The organism is Pantoea sp. SIMBA_079 (genome assembly GCF_046940275.1).
Taxonomy (GTDB): domain Bacteria; phylum Pseudomonadota; class Gammaproteobacteria; order Enterobacterales; family Enterobacteriaceae; genus Pantoea; species Pantoea borealis.
Genome location: NZ_JAWRYR010000488.1, coordinates 1 through 262, shown reverse-complemented (window position 1 = coordinate 262; position 262 = coordinate 1). Strand labels below are relative to the sequence as shown.

1 protein-coding gene is annotated in these 262 nt (G+C 55.7%); it reads right to left on the bottom strand.

Features of this window, described 5'->3' with window-relative positions; genetic code table 11:
• Positions 1-262: MlaE family ABC transporter permease (locus SB719_RS20905; protein WP_412159854.1), on the bottom strand; the 262-nt coding region annotated here is incomplete at both ends.

The window sequence follows — 262 nt, the reverse complement described above, 5'->3', positions numbered from 1 at the left end:
CTATGACCAGCGCCACAAGACGTGGAAAGACCAGAACGCCGACCGGATTGAGACCTATGACCGTAAGAGCGTCGGTCTCCTCACGCATTTTCATGGAGCCGATCTCGGCAGTAATGGCGCTTCCTGAGCGCCCCGCGATCATGATAGCCGTCAGAAGTACGCCGAGCTCACGCAACACCAGAATGCCGACCAGATCGACGACAAAAATTTCAGCGCCGAAATATCGCAACTGAAACGCACCCTGCTGGGCAATGATAGCACC